The organism is Paraflavisolibacter caeni, from assembly GCF_025628885.1.
GTDB classification, from domain to species: domain Bacteria; phylum Bacteroidota; class Bacteroidia; order Chitinophagales; family Chitinophagaceae; genus Flavisolibacter; species Flavisolibacter caeni.
Genome location: NZ_JAOTIF010000007.1, coordinates 166,726 through 186,633, shown reverse-complemented (window position 1 = coordinate 186,633; position 19,908 = coordinate 166,726). Strand labels below are relative to the sequence as shown.

Annotated in this window: 10 protein-coding genes; all 10 read right to left on the bottom strand. The window is 41.4% G+C overall.

Features of this window, described 5'->3' with window-relative positions:
- Positions 1-412 precede the first annotated feature (412 nt).
- Complete coding sequence (locus OCK74_RS11745; RefSeq protein ID WP_279297233.1) at positions 413-1,141, bottom strand: DUF4998 domain-containing protein; 729 nt, start codon at positions 1,139-1,141, stop codon at positions 413-415.
- Position 1,142: 1 nt separating this feature from the next.
- A complete protein-coding gene (locus OCK74_RS11740; RefSeq protein ID WP_279297232.1) occupies positions 1,143-2,363 on the bottom strand; it encodes a DUF5000 domain-containing lipoprotein in 1,221 nt (406 codons plus the stop codon).
- A 10-nt stretch (positions 2,364-2,373) separates the two neighbouring features.
- Positions 2,374-4,281 (bottom strand): RagB/SusD family nutrient uptake outer membrane protein, encoded by a 1,908-nt coding sequence (locus OCK74_RS11735; protein ID WP_279297231.1) that lies wholly within the window; start codon positions 4,279-4,281, stop codon positions 2,374-2,376.
- A 13-nt stretch (positions 4,282-4,294) separates the two neighbouring features.
- A complete protein-coding gene (locus tag OCK74_RS11730; protein WP_279297230.1) occupies positions 4,295-7,711 on the bottom strand; it encodes a SusC/RagA family TonB-linked outer membrane protein in 3,417 nt (1,138 codons plus the stop codon).
- A 202-nt stretch (positions 7,712-7,913) separates the two neighbouring features.
- Entirely contained in the window at positions 7,914-8,969 is a 1,056-nt protein-coding gene (locus OCK74_RS11725) for a FecR family protein (protein ID WP_279297229.1), read from the bottom strand.
- Between the two features lie 71 nt (positions 8,970-9,040).
- Positions 9,041-9,649: an RNA polymerase sigma-70 factor gene (locus tag OCK74_RS11720; RefSeq protein WP_279297228.1), complete on the bottom strand. Its 609-nt coding sequence runs from the start codon at positions 9,647-9,649 to the stop codon at positions 9,041-9,043.
- Positions 9,650-10,063: 414 nt separating this feature from the next.
- A complete protein-coding gene (locus tag OCK74_RS11715) occupies positions 10,064-12,244 on the bottom strand; it encodes a right-handed parallel beta-helix repeat-containing protein (protein WP_279297227.1) in 2,181 nt (726 codons plus the stop codon).
- Positions 12,245-12,304: 60 nt separating this feature from the next.
- The gene (locus OCK74_RS11710; RefSeq protein ID WP_279297226.1) at positions 12,305-14,374 is read right to left on the bottom strand and encodes a hypothetical protein; all 2,070 of its coding nucleotides are present in this window, start codon (positions 14,372-14,374) and stop codon (positions 12,305-12,307) included.
- Positions 14,375-14,620: 246 nt separating this feature from the next.
- Positions 14,621-16,456, bottom strand: a complete 1,836-nt coding sequence (locus OCK74_RS11705) for a RagB/SusD family nutrient uptake outer membrane protein (protein ID WP_279297225.1) — start codon at positions 16,454-16,456, stop codon at positions 14,621-14,623.
- Between the two features lie 19 nt (positions 16,457-16,475).
- Positions 16,476-19,733, bottom strand: coding sequence for a SusC/RagA family TonB-linked outer membrane protein (locus OCK74_RS11700; protein ID WP_279297224.1), 3,258 nt, complete (start codon positions 19,731-19,733; stop codon positions 16,476-16,478).
- Positions 19,734-19,908: the final 175 nt, after the last annotated feature.

Here is a 19,908-nt window from a genome sequence, read left to right as displayed (position 1 = left end):
CAAAATAATAGTTTAAACCGAAACATCATATCTGTAGTAAATTGTAAAAAATTTATTGTAATAATAAAACCATGAGGAATCACATCATCGTTTGGGTAGTCGTTTAATGGGTAGTAGGTTAATAGACAAAATAAGGCAAGCGCATTCACATTAAAAAAGGAGAATGCCTATCATTACACTAAACTTTATTATTAATAGACAAACAAGTACCTCTATTACACGAACAAGTAGCCTTTTTACATGAACAAGTAGCCTTTTTACACGAATTGCCAGGTTGCAGGCAATTAGCTTCTATATAGAAATAAAAAACACAGTGCTTTATGCAATCCATAAACGGTCAACATAAAGCACTGTGTTATTTTAGTTCAACTTAGAATGCTTTAACACGCTCCGTCCAGCACTCTGATAGCATTTAAAAAAGACTTTGCGACACCAGGAACGAATCCCGCCCACTTTTAGGCGTATACGACTCATCAGTAAACCTATTTGGTTTATAATATGACTCGAAATAAACCATGGTGTTAATTTTAAAATCCGGAAGTCTAATTTTTGTTGAAGTAGCATTAATTTCTGATTCTTTTTGCTGCCCTTGTTTATCTACCCAATAGATTTTTGTAGCAACATTAAAACTGTCTGGATCCGCTCTGAAATTCAGATAAACTGAATCCATCGGACTTTTTTTAGGATTAAAAGTCGCAGAGGTAGCGTTAGTCAAGAACCTGTTTTTCAAATTATTAAGATATACAGGCCCAATGCTACGCACACCATTTAAAACCTTTGGAACTGAGACCCCCAAAGCATTAATTGAGTATAAGGATATATTTACCACTTCAGATTCCGGCAGGTTGGGAATTACCAAATTTTCCGTTTCTGCCGGATTCAAGGTCGAAGGTGTAAAACTCATTGAATCAGTTCCGTTTCTCCAATAAACCTTATACTTTGTAATACTCTGGTCGGAGCTGGGATTAAACCGTAATGTAACCTGGTTGACCTGGGGAAGTGCCCTTAAATTGCTGACAACTCCAGGATATTGAATTTCTTTACCAGCCAGGTAGGAACGATATTCTGTTGGTTTATTACAGGCAATAACCGCAAGAAATGCCCCAATGATAACTGTTCTATTTATTTTAAATACTTTCATATTATTTAATTACTTGTCCATGAAAAGTGAGTTCTCTAACGATAACGTTGCCTCCTCCTTGCATTATTGTTTCCGCAGCTAAACGCATATACCTGACAGGAGGGATATCTTTGTCAAATTCGAATTCAAAACCTGCAGCATATAATGCATTATCCTCTGCACTATTTTGCCCTACAGGAAGACCGGATGGCTTAGGAGGATGCTGAAATCGACCCAAACAAATCCAATCGCCCACCACAAGACCTTTGGTTGCCCCTACCGGAAGAAGCGCATCCTTCGGTATAGGTTGATTAGATCCCCACATAGCAAATTCCTTTACATTTTCATTTGTAAAGGCAAACGCGCCCCCTCTTCCCCATAGTCTGAATCGGCTCAGCCTGGCAGACACGCCCATATCAAACGTACAAACAACGGGAGACAATGATCCTCCAAGGGCCCTCCATGAACCAGGATTATCTCCAGTTAAATTCCCATCCCACAGATATCTCATCGGCCAGTTTTCCGCAGGATCGGTTGGTAACGGAAAAGTTTTAAACAAGCTTTTATCCATCTGGGTCTCCAGGATTGGCGTAATCCACTTAAATAAAGTATCCGTGTGGTTACCGAATTGATCACTGACAACGAAGCCCCAATAGTAGTTAACCGGATTATATCCCCTTACCGTTAGCGTCATGACAGAATCTTTACTAAACTTTTGCATCACCGGCTTCATGACGTTATATAAGGAATCGTATTTTAAAATGGTCAATCCAACATTTGAACCGGTTCCGTTTGTCATTGTGGCATACACACCTCCAAAGTCTTGGTTGGCCAACAATTTCTGATAGGCCAGTTTATAAGGAGGGGTTCCCGGGTTTACTTTTATGGTAACGGGCTGGGAACTAACAGAAGCCCTGCTAACAACCGTAAGGGTAACTTCATATTCTTTCGCGTCGGCGAACCCATCCAATAGCATTTTATTTCCATAATAACTGGCAGTTGTTTGCCTTTTTACGCCGTCACGTATAAAATAATCAGCCTTTACGTAAAGAATGTTATCCGATTTAGGTAAATCATAAGTTAATTGAGCAGCGCCAGCCAGGTTCTCAACCCGGACATTAGAAACTGCTGGGGGCACAGTTTTATCTTTTGATACCACCTCATTATAATTACTACCCTTTGTACAGGCTGTAAACAACGCTGCAAATAGCAGGGAATATGAAATAACTAATAATTTTTTCATGTTTTATATTTTACCAATATAAGTTTTGAACAATATTTGAATTATTGAGGATTACTGATTCATGGAATGGCCAGAAGTAATTCTTCAACCCTAAAACCGGTGTAAATAAATTCATACGTTTGTAATAGTCTGAACGCAAAGCCATCCCAGAAGCATTCCATCCTTGTAAGGGCTCTGACAATACCTGGAGGTATTCCTTCCAGCGCTTCAGATCCCAGCCCACTTCTCCTTCAAAACATAATTCTATGCGACGCTCCTGATGTATGATAGATCGCAATCCCTCTTTAGTAAGCGGTTTATCGGGTTTTGAAGAATATTTTGCCCAGGACTCAACCACTCCTTTCAAACCTGCGCGTGCCCTAACTGAATCAATATATCGATAAGCCTCTGTACCGGGACCCGATGCTTCGTTTTGAGCTTCCGCGTACAAGAGATATAAATCTGCCAACCGCATTCCAGGAATATAGAAATTAACCTGATCAGCAGTACTGGAAGGAGCCAGCTTTGATTGGTAGTTAACGAGTTTTTTTGCCCAGTAGCCCGTCCAGTTCGACAACGAAGTTCCTATGGTAGAGAGATAAAGTAGATTGTTAATTGTAGTGGTTCCCATTCCATACCATACACCTCCGTCAAAAGCAAGGTCTGCATAAAACCTGGGCTCACGGAACTGATGCAAATTAGCCATCGGATATCCTGACTGAACATAGAACTTTTGCTCCGGTGTGCCATTGGAATAGGCATACCTGCCGGCATAATTATAATTAATATCCTCATTAATAGGGACGCCGTTATTAGTATAATATAACTCCGCCTGTGCAATAGGAACTGCCAGTGCCCCCATGGGAGAGACGGTTCGTGCATTAAGGGCTGCAGTTGATACAAGTGGCGCCAAATAACGTTGCTGCAGGGCCGGTGCATTGCTTGGCCATATAATCTCCGGAATCATAAATGCCGAGGATCGTTCAAAATTAATCGGTCCTTGAATAGATAATAATAATTTCAACGAGTCGGGCAGGTAACCCAGGTTTGCAGGATGCGAATAACGATACAGTGAAATATTATAGCTGTTACACAGATCGATCGCTTCTTTACATGCAGCGGCTGCAGCTGTCCATTTTTTGGGATCAAATTGAGCAGGTAAAAGCGGAGTTCCGTCTCTATTAGCCAGTTTTTTAAAATCGGGGTCACCATTAAAAAGAGGACTTGCCTGCAATACTGCAGCCTTTGCTTTTAATGCCGACACCATTATTTTATTAAACCTGCCCAATTCCTTGGATAGATCGTAAGTCTGATCAGGTAAATCGGGAGCCGCTTCATTTATTAATGTATTGATATATGAAAATATGCTATCACTGGGCGCCCGGGGCAGTTTAACTTCCTCGGTTTCCGCACTAACGGGCAGATTTTCTTTTACCAAAGGAACAGGGCCGTATTTGCGTACCAGGTAGAAGTAATAAAACGCTTTCAGCGCCTTTGCCTCCGCAGTCCACTGCACACGCTCGCCCAAACTCAGATCTTTCGGCATATTTAAATTCTCCAAAAGGGTATTACAGCGCCTGATAGCCACATAAACCTGGCTAAAATCGTTGTAAATATTTGTAGAAGCAGCGGTTCCATAAGGAGATAAAAATCCTCTGATCACAAAGAAACCCGCAGAACTATACGATCCAGCGAGACCTTGCCCTGGAAAATTATCTACCGTTGTTAATTCGCCCGATGCTGTCCAACCTGGATTATTCTCTAATCTTTGAATGGATTGCATTTGATTATAACAGGAAAAAAGATAATTCTCTGTTTCATTGCGATTGCGAAATGCATATTCCAATGTAGCCACATTATCCGGAATAATATCAAGGTACTTTTTACAAGAACCCAAAAAAGAAGCAATGCAAATCAATGCTATAATATATTTTTTCATTTTTTTCCTTTAATTATTTAATACTGATTTGAATGCCTCCATTAAATACTTTTTGAATCGGATAGGCAAAAGCATTACCACCCTGTTCAACATCCCATGACTTAAATTTGCTGAACAACAAAAGATTTAACCCGCTTAAGTAAAAGCGACAATTGTTAATCCGTAATCTGCTTAAAGTACCTTGTTTTAACGAATACCCCAGCTCCACACTTTTCAGGCGCATAAAAGAGCCCTCACGCATCCACCAGGTGCTTGATACCGTATTATTCAAAATAGCAGTTGGAGTAATACCCATCCTCGGGTACAGTGCATAAATATTTCTATTATCTTCTGACCAATGGTTATCTGCAAACTCTTTAAGTAATTGTGTGGGCTGATTAGCAGTTGCAGCAATAAACGGACTTACGGCATTCGGATCTATAAACAAACTGGTTTTAGCATTACCCTGGAAAAAACAGGCAATATCAAATTGTTTAATCCTGGAACTAAGGCCAAACCCATACGTAATTTGAGGAGTGGTGGGATTACCAATAGGTACCATGTCAATGGTATTAATAACTCCATCATTATTAATGTCACGATACTTAATATCGCCTCCCATTGTGTTTGGAAACTGGTAAGGAGAATTTTTCACCTCCTCATCATCCACAAAAAGACGCTCTGCGATATAGCCCATCCTTTGGTTAATGTAACTTCCCGTTATTTTTCTCCAGGGCTGTCCAGGATATTCAGGTTCTTCATAAAAACCATATTTGCTTTGGGTAACCGTAAGGTTTCCACGACCCGCAATCATGATTTCAGGAGTTATGTTCTTACTATAATCCATTTGCAGATCAAGTCCTTTAGAAAAAGCCTCTCCAATATTTGCTCCTACACCAGCTTCCAGCCCCATGTTGGCTATATTCAACCGGTTCTGATAAATTTTCTCACGCTTTTGTGTATATAATTCGGCAACTACTTTCAAATCATTCAATAAAGTAAATTCTGTAGCAAGATTGGTTTGCGTAGAGGTCTCCCATGTAACTTCCGGGTTAGGATAATTTGCAATGGTTACCCCCGGACGTGCATAACCGTTATTGACGCCAAAGCTTGATCCTGAGTTACCATTAAGGTTCACTGAAGCCAGGTAGAAGAAACGTGTAGCGGCTATATTATCATTACCTACTAAACCATAAGAGCCACGGAATTTAAGGCGGTTTATGACCTTAGAAAAGCCGCTGGATTCCCAGAACTTTTCATTTGATACAGTCCAGGCTCCACCCACTGTTGGGAAAAATCCAAATCGATTATTTTCAGAAAAACGCTCGGAGCCATTGTAACCGAAACTAAACTCCATGGTATAACGTCTATCATATGTATAGCTCGCCCTGCCTGAATAATTTAGATTACGATAAGCAAGTGAATTAGTCAATGCATCTCCCGCAGCAGCCTGGTCACTTTTCAATTGCTGCTGACGAGCCGCGACCAAAGAAGAACCCAGTGTATGTAACCCAAAAGTCCTGTCCCAGTTTAAAATACCCTGGAAATATACTTGCGATGAAACCACTGTATTTCCCCTTGTAAAATTCAGATATTCTGTAGCCTTACCCACTTCCGAATTAATCCACGTTAAATTATAGCCGCCTGTTTTCGGATCATAATTAGTGGGAAGTATATTATAATAGAACGGCAGGTATTGACGCGATAAACTGTAATAGGAATAGCGTTGGGTTGAAAACAGGCCGGAAAATTTCAGCCCCTTAGTGATAAAGTCCAGTTTTTGTGAACCATTCAGCTGAACATTTACTGTAGACCTCGTAAATTCGGAATAGCCTTTTAAAAGCTCCGCATAAGGGTTTTTAGGCAAGTCGATTATGTTACCAAAAAGTACATGCTTGGTGTACATATTTGCAGAATCCGGCGCATAATAAGCAGGAAACAGTACCGGATCTGTATGCATGGCCAGGTTGTACATATCGGTAGCACCACTGGGATCTGTTGTAATAGGTCCATTATATTCATCAAAGATGCCCCCTAACAACAGCGACAAAGATGTTGTTTTTGTAAGGCTGATATCAATATTGGAACGAAGCTGGTAATTCTGCAGCTTAACGTTATTGTTGAAATTATTAACAGGGCTTACTTTAAGCAATCCATTATCAACATTGTATGATCCCGAAACATAATAGCGTGCTACGCCCCCGCCACCACTGATATTCAGGTTGGCCCGTTGATTGTTTGTATGTTTTTTGAACAACTGGTTTAACCAATCATTGGCAGGGTACATATAAGGATTGGCGCCGGGTTCATTATTTACAGTTTGTTGCGTGAAAACCAACTTATTCTGGTCGTATTTGGGATTAGCGAAAGGATCCCTGGTTACAATGGCCTCATTATAAAGTTTCATGTAAGTAATGGGATCCGCCAGTTCAATCCGGCTGGTAGGAGAAGATACCGAGTTCTCTATACGAAAAGTAAGATTAGGTCTGCCTTCTTTACCTTTTTTCGTAGTAACCAGGAGTACTCCATTTGCACCCCTTGATCCATATAATGAAGTAGCGCCAGCGTCTTTCAGCAGCGAAAACGACTCAATATCATCTACCTGCAAACGTGCCAAATCTGTTGTAGAAGATTCAATATTATCAATTAGAATCAGGGGGCTATTATTATAACCAAAAGTGGTTACACCACGAATGAAAAATTGGGCATTGTCATAACCCGGCTGACCTCCTGGCTGATAACCAATAATACCAGCCAGCTGTCCGGCAAGTGCGTTGGTTAAATTGCTGGAAGGGATTTTTAATTCTCCAGGTTTAATTGTAGTAACAGAGCCTGTTACAGCCTCTTTTATTTGTTTTTGCCCAAAGGCGGTAACCACCACCTCGTTCATTTTTTGTTTTTCCAGGTCTTCCTCAAGTGTAATGATGATGTTACGGCTGGATCCGGCAAGCAGTGTTTTTGATTTGAACCCCACCGCAGTCACCAGAATTGAGTCCCTTTCGGAATCCACTTCTATCATAAATTCACCGTCATTCCCTGTAGAGGCCCCTCTTTTTGTACCCATAACTAAAATAGAGGCTCCAACAACGGGTTGGTTTGTTTTGGTGAGTACTTTACCATTTAACACCCATGAGAATGCTACCCGATTCGTTTCCAACTGGAAGATCGATATCAAATGGTCTCCTGTACGTTGATAGCCCAGACCGGTGCTCTTTAACAGGACATCTATAGTCTGTTCTAAACTTTGTTCTTTTACCTGGGCATTTACTTTTACACCAGCAACCAGCTCACTTTTGTAAAAGAAATTATACCCCGATTGTTCGCGTACATTTTTAAGCGCCTGGTCAAGCGGCACATTTCGGAGGTTTAAACTGATTTTTTCCTGCCCGTTACTATTTGCGGCAATGCACTGAAATCCTGTTAACAGGATTAAGAATACGGAAAGCTTCATTAGTAGGAATAACTTAACATACGTTCGATGTTTTAGCTTCTCTAAAACACGAAAAAATAATTTCATATCTTCGAATTGATTAAATGAATAAATAACGCTTGGCAAAGCTTTTTTTTTCGTTGATCACAGGGAAATGCTCGCAACATTTCCCTTTTTTTTCGGGGGAATTATTTCATAAATCGTTAGTTGTTTGGATTAAAAATTAGGGGGTTATTGTAACTGTTTTATTATTGATTTTATAATTTAAGGCTCCAGTTAATTTCAGCGATTCTAAAACTTGCTCCAGGCTGGCATTGCCCACTGCCCCGCTATATTCCATGCTTTTTAAGTGTTCATCTGTTATCAGTATCTCCACATCAAACCAGCGGGATATTTCCATAGCAATCGCATCGAGCCGTTCTTTTTCGAAAACCAGCCGATTCTTTACCCACTCTGTTTCCATCGATCCGGAACTGTCTGCAACTGGTTTTATTTTGTTTACCGTATACAGGGCAGTGCTTTCACTTCCGGCCTCCTCCTTATCCCGCACTTCTTCTGAATTGCTTACGGAAAACTTTTCAAAGGGTTTTAGCAGAAACTTACGATCGGGATCTTTCCGCATGCTGACCTCAACCGATCCACGGATCAGAGTCGTTTCTGTACTCCTGTCATTTTTATATGCCCTCACATTAAAGACAGTGCCCAGTACTTTAACATCAATCGTTTCCGTGTGAATGATAAACGGCCGGCTTTTGTCCTTCACCACATTGAAATAAGCTTCGCCGGTGAGTGTAATCTCCCGGTTTACTTTTCCAAAATCATCTTTATATGCCACCCGGCTATCTGCATTCAGCCATACCTGTGTACCATCCGGAAGAAGGATATATGATTTCGATCCCTTCTTGGTAGCCACAACATTTTGTTTCAGAGACTGGCTTCCGGTAGCATACAACATATACAACCCCAACCCGGCCAAGAGCAGCAAGCAGGCTGCTATGGCAGCCATCTTATTCAGGCGGAACACCCTTGACCGCTTTTCCCCGGCTCCCTCCTGCTGCTCCAGCTTTTTGTGCAGGCGCTGCAGGGATTCTTCAATCTTCGAGGCAGAATACATATTTTCATATTCAAGCCGCTGCCGGAATACATCATCCACCAGTGATGCCAGGAATTCATCCTCCGGGTTCCGTGCCAACAGATCCTTCAGTTCCTTCAGCTCGGGTAATGACAGTGCTCCTGACTTCTTCTTTGTTAATAATTCTATTAATCTGCTCCCTGCCATTTTATATTGATGTTATTCTGATTATTTATAAAGACAGTTTTTTGCTCCTCTTCCCCCCAAACCTGTAGTAATTATTTTTGTATTTTTTTTTGCGCATAGTACATATTATACTCGGGCAATGATTCTTCCAGCACCTCCACCATCCGTTTCATTGCAATGGTCATCTGGTTTTCGACTGTCTTTACCGAAAGATCCAATAAGGCAGCAACATCGTGATACTTCAGCCCCTCTTCTTTGATCAAGCGGAATATCAGGCGGCAGCGGGGAGGGAGTTCATTGATCGCCTGGGCTATCTTTTCAAGGTTTTCCTTTGCGATCATACTTCTTTCCGGTGTTTTAAACGACAAAGAAGCCGCTTCACCCAGGTCCTCAAAGGCAGCATCGTCCAGGTCCACAAAAGCAGATCCCTTCCGGCTTTTAATATGATTCAATGCCTGATGTCGTGTAGCAATATAGATATAATGTGAAAAGTTCCTTATTGCAGTCAGGGTCTTCCTGTTATCCCATATCTTAACAAAAACGTCGCTCACTACTTCTTCAGACTGATGCCGGTCGCTAATTACAGAATCGGCAAACGATACCAGGCCCGGCAGATAATACCGAAATAGCTGGTCGAAAGCAGCATGGTCGTTTCGTTCTGCGATTGAGTCTGTGAGGGCTTTAATTTTCTCTGCAGTCATCACTTGTTTTTTGTTTCATATGAATCAATTCTAATATTATATCTGTTTCAATAAAAAAGTTGAAACAACTTATTTTATCGTTTTTTTGGCAATGCGGTCAACAATTATTGACATTTATATGCTTTGATGTGGTGATATTAATAGCCTCAAAGACTTTGAATGGAATATTAATCAAGTGATCCTTTAGGGAAGAACTCTCCTGGGCATGAAGCTTAAGTAAGCTAATACAGCTTATCAAGGCAAGCAAGATAAATAAGTAGCGGCAAAGCATTTTCGTTAGGGTAATCGATTTTAGGCAAAATAACGCAAGCGCATCCACATTAAAAAAAAAATTACATCAGCACAAAAAATCAATGGTAGCCAAGCTACGCTGCTTACAATAAACATCATCACTTGCAGCAGCAATCAACTCCCCTAATCTCTACCCGTTCGGTTTTCAGGGAAGTGCTCAATTGAAAATTGCTTCATTCTACCTGGTTGTAAAGCTGCTTTCTGCTTCCATTCAGCTGAGCCATACACGCCGGCCTGTCCATAGTCGAATGGTTTGAATCCTATTGTCCTGCACAGTGCTGAATTCTTGATACCGAAATTGTAGGATTCAGGTGCAACAAACATCGGATCGGTTATTACGGAATGTTGATCCCTTCCAAGGTTTTGCCATTTGTCAAAGCTGATTGTATCGAATTTTATATGCGGAGTCCGGGTATCCCAATAGCAATTACTGTCAGATAATATATTCACCTTATGCCAGTTACCTGCAGTCAGCTCTCCTTTCGTGAAATAGATAATATTATTGGTAAAGCTAAATGACAAATGCTTTTCAATTCGGGTAGCAGCCAGTTGCGATTTCCCGTTAAAAGCAAAAATATTATTGCGAATGATGTTGTTCCTTCCATAATGTTGGTGAAACCCCTGGCTTTTGCAGTTGTATACAAGGTTGTTCTCCATCAATATACCACTTGATCCCTCATCTGTATACAAGCCCCAGCCACCATAACTGTATGCATAAATATCATGGACGGTATTGTTGCTGACTACAGTGCCTTCCGATGGACCCAATGTATAAATTCCACCCATATCACTTAATACCCCCCAACCAAGATGATGAATGTGATTGAACGAAATGGTATTGCGCTTAGCCGCGCTATAGGAGTAACCCCAGACCCAACCGACAGAAATACCTGAATAAAACAGGTCGGAAATCTCGTTATGACTTACCGTGTTATCTGATCCATTTAAAATACCAACGCCTACAGCACAGGGAAATATTTTCCCGCCCCCGCGAATAATATTATTATCAATTTTTATTTTTCGGGTTAAATACTTTTGAAAAGCAATTGAATCAATTGGGTCGGTTTTTAAGGTATCACTATAAACAGGAACACCCTTCTGCGGACTAATAACATTTCCAATCTTAATACCACCGGCACCCAGATCCTGCATAAGGCAATGCTGAACAGTACAGTTGCTGCAGGATTTTCTGAACCAGAATGCATAAGTACCAATTTGTCCAACTTCACAATTCATAAAAGAAATATTGCTGGCAAAATCAGCCAGTATAACTGCATCTACCTGTGCACCGGCTTGCATTGGTTCAATTCCACCTGCTCCGGTTTGATAACGGGAAACTTTAAACCTGAGATTTTCAAAACGGATATATTCAACCTGTTTGCCGGTCTGCTCATTCCCCTGCATCACAATAAACCGATCCAGCACGGGCGCCATAAACCGGGTATGCTCAATGGTTTCCCCGGGCAGCGGAATGTAGAACAGTTCTCCGCTACGCGATAAAAACCATTCACCCGGATGATCCAAAGCCTGTCGATAGTTTTCAATTGCAACCAGCGTATGCGAATCAAGCCTGTTCCATGGCTTCATGCTTTTACCTTCAACATAGAAGCTGCTATTTTCAGGATTATAAAATTGCAATCGCTTTCTTGTATAATCCCATTTATGATAAAAATGAAATATTACGTCATTCCATTCCTTCGTCTCAACCAGGCTCAGTTCCTTTGCTGCATCAACGCTGTCAAGCCAAACCTGTTGAACGGCAAAGCCGGCATTCGCTCCCCGCTTATCCAGAATGGTTTCATCTGCACTTTTAAGATAGTAAAATCCTGTATCTGGACTTACTGCTCTTTGAGCTCTTTTATCGTTCACAAAAAGCTGTTCAAAATACCAGCCGAAATTGGCTGTTTGTGGAACAAAAGCTTTCCATAACTGGTCGTTAACTTTTGTAAAGCCCCTTATTTCTATTCCGCCATAAAAAACAGGCGAAGCGCCATCGGCCGCTTTATATACTACAGGCGCTGCTGCGCTGCCGCCATCTTCACTACTTAGTTCAAGCGGTCGCGACATATAGTAAACACCATTTTCAATGATAACATAGATGGTCTCTTTGATGGGGCCGCTTTTGCGGAGCTCCCTTATTCTGTCTCTTGCACCATTCAGAGTAAGTAAAGGACTTTGTTTACTCCCCTTGTTGCTATCTTTTCCACTAGGTGATATATAAATATTGATACCAAAAGCATTTACCGAAAGACCAAAAAAAATCACCAGGAAATAAAATATAACGCTCCAGCTTCTTCTTGTCATTTGATTAATAGTTGTAATAAAAACCACTTACCTGCTAAAACGAACAAACGTTGCATGGGACTAATTACCATCTTTAAATATTGGCGCAGCAGGTGCATCAAAATGCTCTGTTGGCTTTATTGGTTCGTCTAACGGAACACCGGTTTTCTTTTGTCGTGATATCTTAATAGCCTTTACCGGGGATAGATATAAGTTGATCAATGTTCCTTCACAGCCTCTGTCGGGCATCATCTCTGCATATACCTTTAAACATTCATTAAATATGTTCAATACTTCGTTACAGATGGTATTGTATTTTTCATTGCTGATGTTCGGGGCATTCAACTCATTGGCTTTTATAAATGCCTGAAGATAGATGTTAGTAGCCCTTAACCGATTATCCAGGAAAGAAATGGTTGTTTGAGCATACTTGTTTTTATTACCTGCCGCACAATTACTTAATACCTGCCTTGCAGCTTCGTATTGTTGCAGCATTTCTTTCAGCTCTTTATCGGAATGAAACATGAATCCATTTCTCCAGTATCCCTTCCAGGCAAAGCCCAGGTTTGAAGTATGGGAACTAAAGGCCTTTTGCAGCAAACCCAGGGCCCTGCTAAATGTTTCCGGATCCGATATACCCAGCCGTTGCGCATAGTTTCTATAAAAAGCATCCGGGTCTTCAGCGCCATAAATGGTTGCAAGAGCAGCATACCGGGCAGTGATATTATTCTCAGCCGTACGCCAGTGGTTAAATGCTATGGTATTCATGCCGCCAGACGATATACCCGGCTGCTCACTAAGTAATTCATAAATACCTTTAATTCCATTTTGCTGCAGGTACATCATACCGTCAAACTCCAGCCAGGAATATATGACAGTATTTTTCCGGTCGTTTTTATCAGACAGAACTTTTGGAACGTTGCGGGCTACATACTCGCTCCCATGTGCAGGCATGATACAAATTTTACCTGCCGGTAAATATTTTCTTGCAAGATGATAGGCGGGTACATTGTATTTGTTGGTGCAATAAATGCCCAGCTTTAGCGGTGGCAATGAAATATGGTGTTGATTGGCGGCATCAATTACTTTAAGCACATGTCCTATTTGTCCATAGACATAACAAAGATCTGACTGCACCGGCTCAATCGGCGAAGTAAGTATACTGTCTTTTAAAATTTCTGTTCCGAAGAATGAGCTGAGAATTGATTTGGTTTCTTCAGCAGTATTTCGAGCGCCCCAGCCGCCACTTTCTTCGGTAATCATTTCGATGGCATCTATCTGCGGGTATTGCCTGTATATTTGTTGCAATGCTTCAAGCGTTGGCTGTATATCAGTCGATTTGTTTCTTGGCTCAAATGAAAACTGTACGGTCATGCCTGCCCGTTTGGCTTCTTTCATAACCTCTTGCAGCCAATACACCGTCATTTGGCTTCGTTTGGGCAGGTTGTCAAAATAAGGTTCTATCTCTGGTATACAGTATGTTTTGTTGTTATGGACATACTGTTTAATCAGTGGATTATCCGGAATATCATGTCGGTCGCCGTAGAAAAAATTGCCGGCATATGCCGTTGTATCTTTCTTTTTTAACTCGTACCACTGACCCGGATAACTGTGAAACGCAATAAAGTTGAAACGCATCCTTGCCAGGTTGCGTATATACTCCTTTGCATCAGGTAGTGAATAAGAAGAAATGTCCATGGGGAAATTAATGTGCTGCCGGATACCACGGTATTTCACTGCAGGCACAATGATTTCGGAGTAGTTTTTAAGAGCTGCTTTATCGATCTTTCTATCAAGAAAATAACCATTGAACTCAAAAGTATAGCCAAGCTTCTCCAACAGCGTGTAAACAGCACAAGGAATATCTTTATCAGCAGCACCACTCAGTTCAATGTATTGTTTCCTGTTTCTGACAAAGCAGTTTACAGCAAAAGCACTTTCCTGTAAGGACGCATTCTTTTTTAATGTTATGATCCAATCAGCTGATTTGCCATTACTTGTAAAGTGCAAATCATCCTTTTTGTCCAGAAAATTCTTAAGTTCAGAAATACTGAAAGCAACGGCCGGGTGGCTGCTTTGAGTGACGATCGTGAAATCCGTGGCTGCCGCCATAAGTGGCGTAAAACACAATAAAAAAAGTAACCTTTTCATTTGGAGTAATTGTATGGGCATTGGGATCAGTTACAAAAATTCGAAATTGGGTTATGAAAAAAGCTGCGCTTTATAAAAAACATTGGTCTGATTTAAACAGGTAATGCACAAATGCTGAGGAAAAGGGCTGATTGTATAAATATCTCTGTGAAGGGTTTTGACCTGGTTCCGAACCTAAAAAAGGATATGCTGCTTTAATAAAAAAGCAGCATATCCTCTATTCAACAGGTTTTAGATAAAAATCGATTACTTGGGAGAATCCCAGCCTGGGTTTTGCGTCAATTTTTTGTTCTTTATAAGTTGATCCATTGGAAGTGGAGACAAGTAGTCTCTTTGATCATTGAACTTGTACACACCTCCATTAGCAGTAAACGGAATAGGACCACTCGGGTTGTATGGATCCATATAACCTCCGGCATCGCGTTTTAGGAGTGTTGAACGAAGGGCATCTGTTGAACTATACCTAAAGCCCTTTGGACGACTGCCGTTAAATAACGCATGTGCACGCCATCTTTTCCAGTCATTCGTTCTAAAACCTTCTCCGGCTAATTCAACTCGTCTTTCTTGTCGCACAATCGCCAGAATATTTGATACAGGATAACCATAGTTAGGCCAGAAGCCTTTAGTTACGTCCGGTAGATTACCTGTCAATGCAGGCATACCCACGCGGTCGCGGAGTAAGTCTATATTATCAGAAAGATCCGGTAAGGCACCTTTCAATTCAACATAAGCTTCCACATAGTTGAGCATCAGTTCCGGTATTCTGAAATTAACACTTGCCACCGCAGGATCAGAATAGTTCTTCATTATCGAACTTGGGTTATGTCCTTTCTTGGGAGCCATACCGGTTATTGAACTTCTGGCTTGTCGAGTAGCATCCAAATTCATTCGTGGTTCTTTATATACCCAATCCTTATAAGGAGGAGTATTATCATACATATAGTCACCCGGTACAAAGATACTTTGGCGGAACCTAGGATCAAGCAGATCTGCCATTTGAGTTAACCAAGCTGCACCCGTTTGTGTTGCTACATTGATAGTGTCCATGATGTCTACTGATGTTCCATCTTTTTTCAGATAACTCCTTGCCATATCTAAAGACCAGGTGCAGCCACCATAGCCATATTCCCATAGTACATAACCTGTTTGGCATGAATTTGGAAATAACGCATTAGAAAAGGTCCTGCTCAGGGTAACTTCCGGAACATTTGCATAGTCAAATTTGCCAAACAAGTTGTGATAGCTCTCTTTTGTACCATCGGCTTTATATAATTTGCCTATAAATCCACCACAATCTGTTTTAAACTGCGTGTATGCATCTATTGCTTTTTGGAACATCTTATTGGCATCTACACTTGAAGCCGAAGGTGTTCCGGCGTGGTATTTAGCCCAGGTTCCTTCAAACAAGGCTACGCGTGATTTAAAAATCAATGCTGTTTCTTTATTGATCCTGTTAACAGTAACAGCAGCTCTTGGCTTAAGGTACTTGATGGAAGAATCCATGAGTGCCAAGATGGAATCTACCACCAACGCTCTGGAATCTCTCGGTCTAAACAATTCTACTGAATCCGTTTGTGATAGCACGTGAGAATACCAAGGTACATCACCAAACGCCTTCACCATGTTATGATATGCTAATGCTTTCAAAAAGCAAGCTTCCCCATAAGTCTGCTGATAAGCCGCGAAAGGTGCCGTACATTTTTTATAGTTATCAAAAAACGTGTTGATTTGTCGGATAGCAGTCCAGTTCCATGAACCACCGGAAGCGGGGGTGGTGGAATTTTCACCATTCATATATCTGTTATAACCCGATGCCTGCACCATATTGTCCGATACCTGGTCATCTGAATAGGAGCCCATACTCCCTGCATCTGTACCTATCTGTCCGGGAAGCCAAGTATATAAATTTATTATATAGGCATCCAATTCCTGTGGTGTTACCCAAAAGGCCGGTGTAGATACCTGGTCCAGAGGTTCCCTATCCAGGAATTTCTGGCAGGAAAAAAGAGAACAGATGATACTGAAAGAAGCGCCACCGACAACGACTCCTCTCATTATTTTCTTAATTAATTTATTATTCATAATTATTTTATTTTATCAATTAAAATCCAAGATTCACACCGAATGAGTACGTTGCCTGTTGTGGATACGAAAGACCCACACCATTTTCCGGATCTATGTAGTTAGGCATGTTTTCTGCCGACAACACAGCGATGTTTTCTGCCGAGAAATAAAAGCGACAGGTCTTTATTTTTGCTACGTTCAACCATTCGTTTGGTAAAGTATAGGTTGCCATCACGTTTTTCAAACGCATATAGGCAGCACTCACCATATACCTGGTACTGGTCGCGAAGTTTTTAACCCCTTCAGCTCCAGTATAAGGTCTTGGGAAATAAGAATTTACATTTTCGCCCAGTACTGAAAGAACTCTTGGGGCACTATTGGCATCTCTATAAAAGTCCAATGACTTGTCCCCTTTATATATACCTTGTGCGATCGAAGTAATGCCACTTAAAGGCCCGCCCCAAAAAGAATAAGTACTTCCCATAAATAGGTCACGTTTGCCAACACCTTCCAGGAATACAGCAAGATCTACACGACCTGCTTTTGGAAAACTATAACCGCTAGCCAGATTGAAACTAAAGCGATAGCGAGGCGTACTGTTTCCTATTTTGCTAAGATCGCCGTGATCTGCAACAGTTGAAGCACCCGGAGATATTAGACCGTCTTTATTAAGGTCTTCATACTTCACATCACCGGCATACCATTTTGAACCGTTAGATATCCTACTTTGATTTATGGTTGGTTGTTGTCCGGTGATAGCAGTAGTAGGAAAATCACTTTGAACCAGCAAGCGATTAGAAGTATATCCCCAAATTTCTCCAAATTCTCTCCCTACATACCAGTCAGTGTACAAAGGAGTAGGATTGTTGTATTTGGTTACATGTGACATCGCATCTGACATACCTAATCCTACACTATAGTTCCATCTTTTGTTGATGTTGTCAGCCCATTTTACTTGCCCTTCCCAACCTTTGGTCACCATTTCAGCATTGTTTACAGCCGGAGCAGATGCACCTAACACCGTTGGTACAGGAGTAGCCGGTCCGATCATATCCCATGTTGTTCTATTAAAATAATCAAACTCTGTAGTCAGGCGGTTGTTCAGGAAGCCCAATTCCAGGCCAAGGTCAGCCGTGGTTAATTTTTCCCAGGTAAGATCCATGTTCAATATGCCCGGCATATTCACATAAGGAAGAGCTGCTCCATTGAACAGCCATGAAGACTTATTGCCTGTTGTCATGGTAGGTATATGTACATAACCTGCTGCGTTACCCTGATTACCCACGGTACCATAAGAAGCTCTTAGTTTCGCACGATTAACGATCGGTGCTATGCTTTCCCAGAATTTTTCATTACTCATATTCCAACCGGCAGATGCTGAAGGGAAAAAGCCCCAACGTTTATCGGCTGAGTAGCGACCGGAACCATCGTAACGTCCATTCACTTCCAATAAGTATCTGTTGTCATAATTGTAATTAAACCTTCCAAAGAATCCGGCAGTAGCCCAGGTGCTTACCCCATCACTAAGTGAAGGTGATGCTCCTGATGCAACAGCGAATGCAGGTAAATCTGGTACATAAAGGTTAATATTATTACCAGTCATTCTTTTATAATTATCCTCTTCCGCCGAAGCACCGGCTTGAATTCTGAATGTATGTTTCTTAAGCGCATACTCATACGCCATATATCCCTGAAGCGTCCAGTATCTATCCAATGCAACCTGTTTCGTTAATGCGGATACATTAGCGCCACTATTCGCTGCATACGATCCGTTAGGCTGCTTCGTAACTGTCGGTTTCTGAAGCGCTTGGTAGTCATCCACTGCCAAACGCCAGGTACCGTCAATATGCGCTGTCCAGCCCTTCATGATATCAATATCAGCTCCTAATATATTATCCAGACGATGAGATTTACTCACAGCGCTACCATTATTCATTGATTGAAGCATAAAGGGATTCAGCTCTCCCACCGCGGTAATCAGAGGAGTAGTAGGCGCTGCACCGAAAATAAATGTATACATCCGGTCTCTACCCCCACCCAAGTCTCCCATCGGGGCTGTTGCCTGAGCAAGCGAATAACGGGTACGGTATGTCAATTTAAGCCAGTCATTTACCTGTGACACCAATCCTGCGTTGAGATTATATCGTTTATAATTGTCTATATCTTCTATATAATTCAAAACACCCGGTTGATTCACAAACGCTGCGGAAAGGAAGTAAGTAGTTTTATCACTTCCACCTCTTACCGAGAAATCATGCTGCTGGCGCAAAGAAGACCGCAACCATATATCCATCATATCGTTGTTGTTCATAGCAACACCATAGCCGGTAGGAACACCGTTGGTATAGGTGAAAGGATTCAGTTGAGCGTAGGTATATTTTCCGGGATTATTTATGTTGTCCTGAATTGTATCCAAAATACCCGGTGTATAACTTACCGCATTTGCATTCCCTCCAGCAACATTCATTTGCCCCTGATTCATGCAAAGCGCGTAAGTGTATGCATCAACAGTGTGAGGCACTCTTACAGGAGTAACATTTGCAAAGTTGGCATTATACGTAAATTGGGGCTTTTCGTTTTTCTTAGCCATTTTTGTAGAAACCACAAGAACACCGTAAGGTGCGCGGGCTCCATATACAGCAGATGCTGCGGCATCTTTCAATACCGATACGCTTTCGATATCATTGGGGTTCAATGCGTTGAAGTCCGTCATAGATCCAGGAATACCATCAATTACAACCAATGGTTCAGTAGCACCACTTAACATTGCTTGTCCCCTGATTTGAATAGTAGGTCTTGAGCCAGGCGTGTTACCACCACCCGGTGTACTGAAAACCAAACTTGGAGACGTACCTTGCAATAGGGCACTGGCACTGGTCACAGGACGATTTTCCAATGCTTTGCTGCTAATCGTTTCGATAGCGCCTGTCATATTGATTTTCTTTTGTTTACCGTAACCCACTACCACTACATCTTGCAAAGTTTTATCTTCCTGGGTCAATGTTACATTTATTGTAGTCTTGCCCGATCCAACCTGAACTTCGCTGGTAGCAAATCCAGAGAAGGAGAAAACCAAAACGGTATTGGCATTTTCAACCCCGATGGAAAATTGACCGGCATCGTCGGTAACCGTTCCTTGTTTGGAACCTTTGACCATTACACTTACCCCCTTTAAGAAGGCACTGTTTTGGTCTATCACTTTTCCTTTAATTGTGCGCTTTTGCGCCATTGCCACGAAGGCAAGAAAGAACATGAAGAAGAATGCTAGCGAGCATCGTTTTAGAAGTACTACCATAGGGTATTATATTTTTTTTGCAGAAAACGGAACTAAAGGTAGATACACTGCCACTTACAGCCCAGTCTGTTTGCGAAATATAACTGTCAATTTGCGAAGCAATGCCTCACTTTAAGAAAACTTTAAGTACTCAATGATAATCAGGCCAGGCATGCAATTGCCCGAATTATCGACA

What these genes read in the sequence shown, in the direction of transcription:
- OCK74_RS11725 (WP_279297229.1), bottom strand. Translation starts at nt 8,969, where the DNA reads ATGGCAGGGAGCAGATTAATAGAATTATTAACAAAGAAGAAGTCAGGA.
- OCK74_RS11720 (WP_279297228.1), bottom strand. Translation starts at nt 9,649, where the DNA reads ATGACTGCAGAGAAAATTAAAGCCCTCACAGACTCAATCGCAGAACGA.
- OCK74_RS11705 (WP_279297225.1), bottom strand. Translation starts at nt 16,456, where the DNA reads ATGAATAATAAATTAATTAAGAAAATAATGAGAGGAGTCGTTGTCGGT.
- OCK74_RS11740 (WP_279297232.1), bottom strand. Translation starts at nt 2,363, where the DNA reads ATGAAAAAATTATTAGTTATTTCATATTCCCTGCTATTTGCAGCGTTG.
- OCK74_RS11700 (WP_279297224.1), bottom strand. Translation starts at nt 19,733, where the DNA reads ATGGTAGTACTTCTAAAACGATGCTCGCTAGCATTCTTCTTCATGTTC.
- OCK74_RS11710 (WP_279297226.1), bottom strand. Translation starts at nt 14,374, where the DNA reads ATGAAAAGGTTACTTTTTTTATTGTGTTTTACGCCACTTATGGCGGCA.
- OCK74_RS11730 (WP_279297230.1), bottom strand. Translation starts at nt 7,711, where the DNA reads ATGAAGCTTTCCGTATTCTTAATCCTGTTAACAGGATTTCAGTGCATT.
- OCK74_RS11745 (WP_279297233.1), bottom strand. Translation starts at nt 1,141, where the DNA reads ATGAAAGTATTTAAAATAAATAGAACAGTTATCATTGGGGCATTTCTT.
- OCK74_RS11715 (WP_279297227.1), bottom strand. Translation starts at nt 12,244, where the DNA reads ATGACAAGAAGAAGCTGGAGCGTTATATTTTATTTCCTGGTGATTTTT.
- OCK74_RS11735 (WP_279297231.1), bottom strand. Translation starts at nt 4,281, where the DNA reads ATGAAAAAATATATTATAGCATTGATTTGCATTGCTTCTTTTTTGGGT.